We start from the raw sequence: 12,308 nt of genomic DNA, 5'->3' as shown, positions 1-12,308 counted from the left end.
TTTGATTTTTTTGATGCAGTGTAATAATTTCGCTTTTTGGTCATTCTATTCCCCTCTTATATTAGAAGAATAGCTCTTAAAAATACCTTTTTTTCGTCTAAAAATCCGCGCCTATATCAGTTGCCCCCTGAGAGGCTAGGATTTCAAAACATCTTAGGTTTAACACTCCGTGCAACTTCAGATTCTTCATCTTTAGCAGATGCTGGTTCAAAAAAGACGGGAGCGCTTCCTTTCTCTTTAACAAAGAAATGCTCGGGATGGGTATAGCCAAAATTTAAAAGATGAGCATCATTGATATTATTCAACATAAACGCTTGCATGATTTTTTTAGTAAAATAAGGGTTTTCAGTAAATTGACGTTCATATTTTTCAGCAAGAAATTGAATAAACTCCTTTTGTTTCTCAAGAGAAAAATCCGCGCTTTTTAATATTCTTAAATCAGCATCAGTCAAGTCATTTCCTGCAATTACTTTATTCCATACTCGTTTAAAATCGATCCTATTGCTATCATTTATTAAATTAGCAAAATGTTTTCTTGCAAAATCATAAAGTTCGGCATTTATTTTATCAGTGGTTAATAAGACGAGTAGAGGATGTCCCTGAACAGATTGAAACAATCGGCGTTTTACTCCAGAATAGCAGCTTGGTCGATCGGCCTCTAAATCATCATATTCTTCCATAATAGGATTATGATCATCATCAAGAAGAATTTCGCCATTTGAGGCCAATTTGAATCGTTCTTGATCCCAATTATGTGCGCGCGCTATTAATGCCAATTCTTTAATGAATTGTTCAATACGCGTCTCTACTGTATAGCCCTCTATGGGCGCAATATCCCTATCTTTTGCTGCTAAATAGAGCAAAGCAATTAAGGCTTGGTATTCTTCAAAAGCCGCCCATTTTTCTTTTTCATTATCGGCATTAGTATAAACATAATGAGCTTTCTCATGCATCCAAGGATTAGGTTTTAACAGATAACGCCAAGCGCTATGTTCTGAATGCTGATAATAAGCTGTCAGAGCTCTAGCATAATCATCTGTACTTAAGTGGAGATCTTGGAAGGCCTCCCACTCCATAGGTAAATTAGTTTTGACTGGCTTTCCAGTATCCGCATCTACGGAGATGATAAATGCAGGGTTGTCGGTATAGCGAGTTTTTAAGGTCTCGCGTAACTCGTTCATTACACCAGATATACCTAAATGTTTTAACTGAGCATCATAATGCTCAGTTACCTGTTTTAAACAATCTTGCTCGCCTTGGTTTAATGCAGTCATCGACGATTCGCGATCACTAGCTAATGCTCGTAGATTGATAGCCCCTCTTAACTCGTCTTGATAGTAGTTATTTTGAGCTGCTAAATCATGTACAGCAGGAATCCCAATAAGTAAATTAATGGCAGAACGATTATTTTTAACTAAAGCTAAACGAAGGAGCTCATTAGGTTTATCTTCAGTAATTTCTTGATGGACTAAATTTTTAACCGCGGGTATTTCTAATAAAAATAACATCTGATCATGCAAACTTGGATCATTGCGGCGGATCAGATTTCTTAAACAATAGAAAAGAAGCTTGGCATCAGAAATCGATACATCAAAAACACCGCGTGGATGATCAAGTTCAAATTTATTTTTTTGCTCCCGCAGAGATATAATTTTGCTATCAATGAAAGGAAGTACATGCGCATTATAGGTATTCTCATGCTCTTCAGCATGAGCTAAGAGCTGTGGATAGCTTAATAAATGAGTCACAACATCGTTGGAATTTGCTTCCAGGGCGCCAAGAAAGGCATCATAATTATCAGACGCAAGCATTGACTCTAGATGTATCCCTGCTTTTTCAGTTATAAACTTAACAACATGAACATGACCTTTTTGAGTTGCTTGTTTAAACGCCTCGAAATTTGCAGAGGCAATCATTGCAGGAATTGCGCTAGGTTTTTTTTCGGCTAAATAATGTAATATCTTTAGTTCACCCTCTTGCGCTGCCCATCTAAAAAGGGAATAGCCCCTTTCTTTTATTAACGAGCTAAGCATGTCTTGTTGTTCAAAATAAGTTAGAAGCTGGTTAAACGGAGCTTTATCTTTTAACAACAACGCACTTTGAAAAAGCTCGTCATTCGCCAATCCCACCTGTCTCCCTAAATCGATTAATCGCTCATCGGTGAGTTTTGGATGGCTTTCGGCCATGATAATCCAAATACTTTTTTTGACTTTTTTATCAAGTGATGAGCTATTGAGTGCTGCCAAAGCCGGCTCTAACTCGTCGTCTTTTATAAGCCTTAATGCACTAAGGGATAGAGCAAAGGCGGGTTGAAAATTAGCCTCACTCCAAAAATAAGCGGGGAGTAAATCCTTTAATATGTTTTGCTCAGTTGTAAGAGCCATAAAACGCCTCATTCTCTAATTAAGTAATTGAACATACTTCATGGGTAGAGTCCTTTTTAGATAATAAAGACTTCAGCTATAAGATCAATTATACACATATTGTTCAGAAAAATGATATTGGGGCTATTTAACTTAGATTTAATTTATTTTTTGATATTAAAAAGATGCGGCGGCTTAATAAGTTCGAGTAACAATTAAAATTTATTAAGGAATAAAAAAGAGTCGGTCGATAAGCCGGGTTCTGTCGCGAGCAATCATTCATCTGGGACGCACGTCACCATGCGCCTCAAGCAACCTACCCGAATCCCGTACGGGCCGCACGTTATGGTAAACCAAGTGGATTCCTATTTGGTCTTGCTCCAGGTGGGGTTTTCCCTGCCACGACTGTTACCAATCGCGCGGTGCGCTCTTACCGCACCATTTCACCCTTACCTGTAATAGAAATAATTATATTATTAATAATACAGGCGGTATATTTTCTGTGGCACTTTCCGTAGGTTCGCACCTCCCAGGCATTACCTGGCACCCTGCCCTATGGAGCCCGGACTTTCCTCCCTTTGTCAAACAAAGAGCGATTGCCTAACCGACTCTGACCGTCATAATAACAGAGTGACCATCGAAAGACCACAGCTAAGGTGAATTTTTATCTAGAGATTTATAGATAAAGGTATAATTATTATTTTTAAATAGAATTTATTAGAAATCACGAGTTCCAATAAACTCATCGTCAAAATAACGCTTTAATTTTGTTCTTAAAGTTCCACGACTTACACCTAAAACGCGTGCTGCTTTAGACTGATTATAACGAGTTAACTCCATTACTGTACGAAATAAAGGTGCCTCTACTTCTTCTACAATTAATTGGTATAAATTTAAATTGGCATCTTTGCTACCAACCGAAGTTAAATACCCTTTAACCGCATTAATTACTTGATTAGAAAGTGCTTCGTTACCTTGCACCACCTCTTGCATTACTGCACTCATTCTAAACTCCTAGTATCAATTAACTAATTAAATATATGCTCAGCAAATTCAATTGCAGAGCACCATGCACTACATAATACCAAATATCCCAAAGACTGTAAACATTGATTCAATGATATTCATTTATTAACGGAATATTAAGGCCATTGTACCATTTTTATGAGATTTGTAAAAATATATATATACTTTTTCTAAGAAATAGAACAAATTATTCTAAATAAATAGGAAGAATCTAACTAAGTCTGATTATTTTGCAAAGAATAATCTTATATGCAACCAATTAGGTTCACTCAAGAACAGTTCGATGGGGGTCGAGACATTTTGGTCTAACAATGATATTCAAGCTAATAGAGAATTTTACAGAAGGGTAATTTACTAATTTATGCGTTAAAAATGGGTTGGCCCTAAGCTTGGCCAACCTAATAAGTGATACACATTGCCGATTTAATACTACTGGCCATCGGAGACTGTAAAGCTTTCGCCACAACCACACTGCCCAGTTTGGTTTGGATTATTAAAAATAAATTTAAAATTCAAGCCTTGTTTTACGTAATCTACCTTCATATCTTTCAAAAAAGGATAACTCGCCTTATCTACCCATACAGAATAGCCTTGAGATAAAGGCATCATTAAATCATTTTCCCCTGGTTCACTTACATAATCAACAACATAAGATAGCCCGGAACATCCCGTTTTTTTTACGGACAAACGAACACCCTGATAATTTGCACTTTTATCTAAATAAGAAATCAAATGTTTTATTGCCGACTCGCTAAAACTAATATTAGGATTTAAAGTATTAGTTTGTTGTATCACTACACTCATGATTCACCTTCAATTTTTTTATTCATTAACATTAAGATCTCTTGATAAGCATCTTGGACCTGCCAAATAACAGGCGCGTGATTAAAAGGAACGTCCAATAGTTTGATGAGCTCATCACCATTAAAACACCATTGAGCTAATTTTTTTCCGTTAACTTGTCTACATAACCATTCTAAAGCAGCAATTAAATAAGGATTACCATTGCTTTTAAAGCAAATAACTTTAATTCGTTTATCGCCAGTACATTGCATATATAAACTAATTACCGCATTTTTACTAAACGAAGCATTACTATAATATACGGTTCTTGGCTCAGACGAATCAAGCACGCCAACATGCTTGGGAAAGAAAAAACAATCCTCTACTAATTCATTATACATCATTGCTGTGCCATAGATTGTAAACGTTTCACTTGATTACCAATGATATTAACTACTCTATTTATATCCTCTTCTTGGGTAAAACGTCCTAAGGATAAACGAATAGAGCTCTGAGCCAACTCGTCACTTAGGCCTATCTCTTTTAATACATAAGAAGGTTGGATGCTCGCGGCCGTGCACGCGGAGCTGGTCGATAAGGCTAATTCGTGTAGTGCATATAAAAGAGAATCGCCATTTAAACCTGCGAAACTAAGATTAAGATTACCAGCTATTCGTTGATGCTCATCGCCATTCAATTGTATTCCTGGTAATTGTTTAAGCTGCGCCCATAAAATTTGTCGGTAACCTAACAGACGTTGCTGTTCCTTTTCTCGCTCCCTTTCACTTATACTAAAGGCCTCTCCCATCCCCACAATCTGATGGGTGGCTAAAGTGCCTGAGCGTAAACCCTGTTCATGCCCCCCGCCGAAGGTTTGCGCTTGCAGGCGTACACGGGGCTTATTTCGTACATAGAGTGCACCGATGCCCTTAGGGCCATAATTTTTATGTGCAGAAAAAGACATGAGATGAACAGATAGTTTTTTAAGATCAAGAGCTAGCTTACCCGCACTTTGAGCTGCATCAACATGAAAAAGAACTCCTTTATTAACTAATAAATTCCCAATTCCTTCAATGTCTTGGATGACCCCGATTTCGTTATTTACATGCATTATTGAAACTAAAATAGTGTCAGAACGCAAAGCATCCCCTAGTTGCTTTATATCCAGTAAACCATTTTTTTCTGGGGATAAATAAGTAACCTCAAAACCCTCTTTTTCTAACTGTTTAAAACTATCTAATACGGCTTTATGCTCAATACTCATCGTTATTAGATGTTTGCCCTTGTTTTTATAAAAGCGGGCTGCGCCTAAAATAGCCAAATTATTGGCCTCGGTTGCCCCGGAAGTAAATATTAATTCATTCGGGCTTGCATGGATTACTTGGGCAATTTGCTCCCGCGCCTGCTCAACAGCCAAAGAAGCATTGATACCATAAACATGAGTAATGGATGCGGGATTACCAAAATTTCCTTCTGGACCTAAATAGGCGAGCATTTTGCTTACAACGCGGGGATCAACCGGCGTTGTTGCCATATAGTCTAAATAAATCGGTCTACTGTTCATTCAAGTCATTCTCAGTTTTTTTTCGCGCCCACATTAAGGACTTCTGTACTTGACTTAACATGCCACGCAAAATACTCACTTCCATTTTTTCAAGATTTACCCTATTAAATAAACGGCGGACTCGTTGCATAAGACGGCGTGGGTTAGCTTCCTTTAAAAACTGAATTTCAATAAAAACTTCCTTTAAATGATCATAAAATTGCTCAATTTCATCAGCGCTGGCATATTCATCATGCCGTAAAGCAACATGAGCATTGGGGTCTAAGAGCTTCATTCTAAGTTCATAAGCAATAATTTGTACTGCTTGCGCTAAATTAAGAGAGCTATATTCTGGATTACTAGGAATATGGATGTGATAATGACATTTAAGCAACTCTTCATTAGTCAAACCTGAATGCTCACGCCCAAACACTATAGCAATTTGCGTATCGTCAGCATGTTCCTTGATGAGCTCAGCACAAGAGGAAGGCGTTAGGCCTGGCAAGGAAAGACCACGAGGGCGTGCACTAGTACCTAAAATGAGCTGACAACCCGTTAGCGCTTCTTCTAGAGTCTGTGTTACAACGGCATGCTCCAGTACATCATCAGCACCTGCAGCCATTTCTCTTGCTTTGGGGTCTGGGAAGGATTTGGGAGTTACCAAATAAAGTGAGTTTAACCCCATAGTCTTCATGGCCCGGGCAGTAGAACCAATATTACCAGGATGGGAGGTAGCAATTAATACAATACGAATAGAACTTAACTTCATAAAAACTTACCCTGTGAAACAATCTTTAACTATAACACAGCATTTATTAATTGAACTTCCCTCTATGCAAAAAAAATGTGATAGAATCACTCTTTTTTGCAAATAAAAGAGCATAATTCATGGAACCACTTTTAAATATAGCAGTAAATGCGGCACGCCAAGCTGGCGATATTATTATTCGACACATGGAACAAGTGGATCACCTGAAAATAACACCTAAAAATGGCCATGACTATTTTAGTGAGGTTGATGTCAAAGCCGAACAAGCCATTATCAACACCATTCAAAAAGCATATCCAGATCATAGTATTCTGGCAGAGGAAAGCGGCACTGTTGAAGGAGCTGAGGATTATGTATGGATTATTGATCCATTAGATGGCACCTCAAACTATTTACATGGTTTTCCTTTTTTTGCCGTTTCTATTGCACTGAAAATAAAAAACCGCATAGAACATGGTGTGATCTATGATCCCCTACGTCATGAGTATTTTGCAGCAAGCCGAGGACGTGGTGCTCGCCTTAATGATCGAAGAATTCGTGTTTCTAAACAGACACAACTCAGCGCCTCTTTATTAGGAACCGGTTTTTCTGGCCGTGATAGTATTTTAAATCAGAAATACCTACCTACTTTCGAAGCACTTATAGGCAAATGCGCAGGAATGAGAAGAACTGGCTCTGCAGCCCTGGATCTTGCTTATGTCGCCAGTGGTCGATTAGATGGATTTTGGGAATTTGGCTTGAAGCCTTGGGACATTGCGGCGGGCGCTTTATTAATACGCGAAGCTGGTGGCTTAGTGAGTGATATGCAAGGTGGTGATGATTTTCTCAAAGAAGGTAATGTAGTTGCTGGTACCCCAAAAGTATTCAAAGCACTATTGCAAACTATATCGCCTGCCTTATCATAAAGTCTATTGTTTGCTTGGCTTTAGCCTTGATGTCGAACAAAGGTTATCCCTAAATATTAATAGTTAAATCATTCCCCTAAGCTCTTGTGTTTATGGCAAGAGCTCAGGGGAAATCAAAAACGAGCGCTGAAAACTCCCCTTATTTAAAGCCAGGCTTTAGTCCTAAGCTCTCAGGTAATTCATTGGCGATCGCAGCTCCAATTCCTTTTGTCACTCTATCGAAGAGATTCGGTTTGAATGTGTAATCGACTAGATTATCTTCTTTAATGATATCACGTGCTAATTGGCCGCTGCTTGCAAAACCATCAATTAAACCTTTCTGTAAGGCTTGATCTCCCGTCCAAAATAAACCAGAAAAAGTCTCATCATCAATATGTAGGCGCGCACCTCGCCCCTCTTTCACTCGATTTATAAATTGTTGGTGGACGATATCTAACATTACTTGAAGTTTTTGTTTTTGGGCATCGTTTTCTGGTGAAAAGGGATCCATGAAGCCTTTATTGACACCTGCTGTTTGTAAACGTCGTGTAACCCCTACTTTATTCATCACATCAACAAAGCCAAAACCATTGTAAATTACACCAATGGAGCCAACCATACTTGCAGGACTTGCATAAATTTGATCAGCAGCTACTGCCACGTAATAAGCCGCTGAGGCGCATAAGTCAACACAGACAGCATAGGTTTTAATAGTGGGGTATTTTTTCTTATAATAATTAATCGTGTTGTACATATACTCCGCTTGTACAGGGCTACCGCCAGGACTATTGATGCGGATAATTAAAGCCTTAAGTCCATCATTTTTATATGCAGAACTTAAACCTTTGGCAAAATCGTCTGCATTAACTTTAATATCAGAAATTTCTCCATTAAGATCTATAACACCAACATGGGGCTTAGTATTTCCTCCCTTTTCCTCATCATCGCTCATTATTTGATAAGCAAAAAAGACAAACAATAAGATGATAATAATTCGATAGATCCAGCGCCAGCGGCGTTTTCTTTTCTGCTCCTTCATATAATCAAGAACAATCTGGTTAAGAAGCGTTTGTGAGTCTATATTTGGATTAGAAGAGTGATCAATATTCATTTTATGCTCTTGAAATAAATAGATTAAACCCCATTTTACGGCAGATAGAGATTAAATAATACCCTACAATCAGATAAAGGCTTAATTATGAGAATGGACAAACTCACATCAAAATTTCAAATCGCCCTAGCCGATGCACAGTCTCTTGCCCTTGGTAGAGATAATAATTTTATTGAACCAGAACATTTAATGAAGGCCTTATTAGATCAACAAGGTGGTAGTTGTCGGCCTTTATTAAGTAAGGCAGGAGTAAATGTCGCGCAATTAAGAAATTTGCTTGATGAAGCCTTAGATAAGCTACCCACTGTGTCTGGAACCGGTGGTGATATCCATATATCGAATAATTTAAACCGTTTATTAAACCTTACCGATAAATTGTCGCAGCAACGAAAGGATAATTTTATTTCCAGTGAATTATTTATTCTTGCTGCGGTTCAAGAAGAAGGCAACTTATCTCGAATCTTAAAGCAAGCCGGCGGTGATGCTAAAGCGATAGGAAAAGCGATTGATGAGCTGCGTGGAGGCGAGTCTGTGGATGATCCAAATGCCGAAGAACAGCGCCAAGCTTTAGAAAAATATACCATCGATTTAACTGAGCGTGCGGAACAGGGCAAATTAGATCCGGTCATAGGCCGAGATGATGAAATACGGCGCACGATTCAAGTATTACAAAGACGCACCAAAAATAACCCTGTCCTTATTGGGGAGCCTGGGGTGGGTAAAACTGCCATCGTTGAAGGATTAGCACAACGAATTATCAACGGGGAAGTTCCTGAGGGTTTAAAAAATAAGCGAGTTTTATCTTTAGATATGGGCGCGCTTATTGCTGGAGCAAAATTCCGTGGTGAATTTGAAGAGCGACTTAAAGCGGTTTTAAATGATTTAGCCAAACAAGAAGGACAAATTATTTTATTTATCGATGAACTTCATACCATGGTTGGAGCAGGAAAAGCAGAAGGCGCAATGGATGCAGGGAATATGCTAAAACCAGCTTTAGCGCGTGGCGAGCTCCATTGTATTGGTGCAACAACCTTAGATGAGTACCGTGAATACATAGAAAAAGATGCGGCTTTAGAACGCCGCTTTCAAAAAGTTTTAGTTAACGAGCCCACTGTTGAAGACACTATCGCTATTCTTCGTGGACTACAAGAGCGTTATGAGGTACATCATGGGGTTGCCATTACCGATCCGGCTATAGTAGCTGCGGCAACTTTATCCCACCGCTATATCACGGATAGACAGCTTCCGGATAAAGCTATTGATTTAATTGATGAAGCAGGCAGTTTAATTCGCATGGAAATTGATTCCAAACCGGAGAGTATGGATAAGATCGAGCGCCGTCTTATTCAATTGAAAATTGAGCGCGAAGCCCTTAAAAAAGAGGATGATGAAGCCTCGAAAAAAAGGCTAGTTGATTTAGAGCATAATATTGAAGAGCTAGAAAAAAACTATTCGGACTTGGAGGAAATTTGGAAAGCCGAAAAAGCCACCATGCAAGGATCTACCCAAATTAAAGAAGCTTTAGAACAAGCCAAACTGGAAATGGAAACTGCTCGTAGAGCGGGTGATTTAAGTCGAATGTCAGAATTACAATACGGACGGATTCCGGAATTAGAAAAACGATTAGCCCAAGTTAATGCTGAAGATGTTAAAGAGGCAAAACTCGTGCGTAACAAAGTAACAGAAGATGAAATAGCGGAAGTCGTTTCTAAATGGACCGGTATTCCTGTTGCTAAAATGATGGAAGGTGAGAAAGAAAAGTTGCTCAAAATGGAAGAGGCCTTACATAACCGTTTAATCGGACAAAATGAAGCAGTCGATGCGGTGGCGAATGCCATTCGACGATCCCGAGCAGGTTTATCCGATCCTAATCGCCCTATTGGTTCGTTTTTATTTCTAGGCCCAACCGGGGTTGGTAAAACAGAATTATGTAAAGCTTTAGCCTCTTTCCTTTTTGATACTGAAGAAGCTATGGTACGCATAGATATGTCCGAATTTATGGAGAAACATTCAGTTGCCCGTTTAATTGGCGCGCCTCCTGGTTATGTAGGATATGAGGAAGGAGGTTATTTAACTGAAGCGGTTCGACGACGTCCCTACTCGGTTATTCTTCTCGATGAGGTTGAAAAAGCCCATCCTGATGTCTTTAATATTTTACTTCAAGTCATGGATGATGGTCGCCTAACTGACGGCCAAGGCCGTACCGTCGATTTTCGCAATTCGGTCATAGTAATGACCTCGAACATTGGTTCCCAAATTATTCAAGAGATGGGTACTAAATTTACCTATGATCAAATTAAAGCAGCTGTGCTAGAAATGGTAGCGCAACATTTTAGACCCGAATTTATTAACCGAATCGATGAAACAGTCGTATTTCATCCTTTAGCCAAAGAGCAAATTGCAAAAATTGCCCAATTACAAATTAATTATTTGCATAAACGTCTAAAAGAACAAAATATTAATTTGGAGGTTAGTCATGAGGCAATCGCTCATCTAGCCGAAGCAGGTTATGATCCGGTATACGGAGCTCGCCCCTTAAAACGTACGGTTCAACAAAAACTAGAGAATCCTCTGGCTAACTCTCTCCTGAGAGGACAATTTAAGGCTGGTGAAACTATTGAGGTCAGTTACGACAATGATCGCTTAGAGTTTAAGGCTAAATAATCCATTGCTCTAGTCGGTTAAAACCCGACTAGAGCACTACTAATTTTTTAAACTGCTTTTCATCTGGATAATGCGACGATAGGCTTCATCGATACGTGCTTCAGGAATCTCACCTGACTGTACTTTTTCCGCAATTAAATCAATTAATTCTTTAGGTTCCTGTGCTTTATCTACCAATTGATTTCCAAAAATAAACATATCAGCACCCGCGTTAATTGCTAAGGTAAGTGCCGTCGACAAGCCATAATAATCAGCAATAGCTTTCATTTGCATATCATCAGTAATCACCACTCCATTAAACTGTAAGTCATGACGCAATAAACCAGAAATCATGCTAAAAGAAAGAGTGGCTGGTAAGCCACTGGCATCTAAATTACGATTTACCACATGAGCAACCATTACCATCCCACAATGTTTAGTCTGCGACAAAAGTTGTAAAAAAGGAGTTAATTCACTTACTGACCAGGTATTTGTTATGTCCACAAAACCTAAATGTGAATCAGTGATAGAACTTCCATGGCCGGGAAAGTGTTTATATGAACACTCAATGTGCTGAGCCAAAAATTGCTTAGAATAAAGCTGGCCATATTGGGTAACACTATTGGGATCAGCAGAAAAACTACGCCCTAATTTTCCGATAATAGGATTATCTGGATTTACATCGACGTCTAATACCGGGGCAAAATCTAGATTAAAACCTGAGTTTTTCAAGACAGAAGCCATGAGCTTTGCAGTGTTATTCGCTTCCTCATACCCCATTTTACCTATCTCTTTGGCACTTAAAATAGCAGGAAAACCATAACGAGGATGGAGGCGATTCACTTTTCCACCTTCATAGTCGACTGAAATGAGTAAAGGGATCTGGGGACGATGGTAGCGCTCATTACTCTGATGAGTTATTGCTTGTAATTGCTGATTGAGCCTTTGGACTTGCGCTGGGTTTTCAATATTCTTATCAAAAGATTGAGATTGAGGATTATAGTCAAACAAAATTACTCCACCAATATTATCTTCTTCAATATAATGAATTACAGGCGATGACTCATTAACTCATGTTACGCACATAAACTTGTAGTTTGACTAAAAAGCATTAGAATTCCGCCCTTAATTTTAGGGAGGGAATTAAATGGATATGCTTGATCTTTATAGTGATTATTTGATTTTC

The 12,308-nt window shown here is 38.7% G+C and carries 9 protein-coding genes, 1 other RNA gene and 1 pseudogene; 2 read left to right on the top strand and 9 right to left on the bottom strand.

The features are described 5' to 3' along the window. Positions 1-143: 143 nt before the first annotated feature. The 7 genes from ELY15_RS09785 to trmJ form a co-directional block, all read right to left on the bottom strand. On the bottom strand, positions 144-2,384 hold the full coding sequence (locus tag ELY15_RS09785; RefSeq protein WP_127099488.1) for a hypothetical protein: 2,241 nt from the start codon (positions 2,382-2,384) through the stop codon (positions 144-146). Between the two features lie 214 nt (positions 2,385-2,598). After that, positions 2,599-2,975: RNase P RNA component class A (gene rnpB, locus ELY15_RS09780), an RNA gene on the bottom strand. Between the two features lie 105 nt (positions 2,976-3,080). Continuing rightward, complete coding sequence (locus tag ELY15_RS09775) at positions 3,081-3,368, bottom strand: helix-turn-helix domain-containing protein (protein WP_127099487.1); 288 nt, start codon at positions 3,366-3,368, stop codon at positions 3,081-3,083. A 450-nt stretch (positions 3,369-3,818) separates the two neighbouring features. Further along, entirely contained in the window at positions 3,819-4,193 is a 375-nt protein-coding gene (locus ELY15_RS09770; protein WP_127099486.1) for an iron-sulfur cluster assembly accessory protein, read from the bottom strand. Continuing rightward, positions 4,190-4,576: an iron-sulfur cluster assembly scaffold protein gene (locus ELY15_RS09765; protein ID WP_127099485.1), complete on the bottom strand. Its 387-nt coding sequence runs from the start codon at positions 4,574-4,576 to the stop codon at positions 4,190-4,192. The genes ELY15_RS09770 and ELY15_RS09765 overlap by 4 nt, the downstream gene beginning before the upstream one ends. Further along, a complete protein-coding gene (locus ELY15_RS09760; protein WP_127099484.1) occupies positions 4,573-5,736 on the bottom strand; it encodes an IscS subfamily cysteine desulfurase in 1,164 nt (387 codons plus the stop codon). The genes ELY15_RS09765 and ELY15_RS09760 overlap by 4 nt, the downstream gene beginning before the upstream one ends. Continuing rightward, positions 5,726-6,484 carry a tRNA (cytosine(32)/uridine(32)-2'-O)-methyltransferase TrmJ gene (trmJ, locus tag ELY15_RS09755; protein WP_127099483.1) on the bottom strand — a complete coding sequence of 253 codons (759 nt, stop codon included), beginning with the start codon at positions 6,482-6,484 and terminating at the stop codon, positions 5,726-5,728. The genes ELY15_RS09760 and trmJ overlap by 11 nt, the downstream gene beginning before the upstream one ends. A gap of 119 nt (positions 6,485-6,603) precedes the next feature. Between trmJ and ELY15_RS09750 the strand changes: the two genes are divergently transcribed. Next, positions 6,604-7,389, top strand: coding sequence for an inositol monophosphatase family protein (locus tag ELY15_RS09750; RefSeq protein ID WP_127099482.1), 786 nt, complete (start codon positions 6,604-6,606; stop codon positions 7,387-7,389). Between the two features lie 139 nt (positions 7,390-7,528). On the opposite strand, the gene ELY15_RS09745 is transcribed toward ELY15_RS09750, so the two are convergent. Then, positions 7,529-8,479 (bottom strand): S49 family peptidase, encoded by a 951-nt coding sequence (locus ELY15_RS09745; RefSeq protein WP_127099481.1) that lies wholly within the window; start codon positions 8,477-8,479, stop codon positions 7,529-7,531. 87 nt (positions 8,480-8,566) lie between these two features. On the opposite strand from ELY15_RS09745, the gene clpB reads away from it, so the two are divergent. Continuing rightward, positions 8,567-11,143, top strand: a complete 2,577-nt coding sequence (clpB, locus tag ELY15_RS09740; RefSeq protein WP_127099480.1) for an ATP-dependent chaperone ClpB — start codon at positions 8,567-8,569, stop codon at positions 11,141-11,143. Between the two features lie 39 nt (positions 11,144-11,182). Here the strand turns inward: clpB and ELY15_RS09735 are convergent. Further along, a pseudogene (locus ELY15_RS09735) lies at positions 11,183-12,193 on the bottom strand (glycoside hydrolase family 3 protein); the annotation flags it as partial. Between the last annotated feature and the right edge of the window lie 115 nt (positions 12,194-12,308).

The organism is Legionella sp. km772 (genome assembly GCF_003989735.1).
GTDB lineage: Bacteria > Pseudomonadota > Gammaproteobacteria > Legionellales > Legionellaceae > Legionella.
This window is presented reverse-complemented; position numbering and strand designations above follow the sequence as displayed.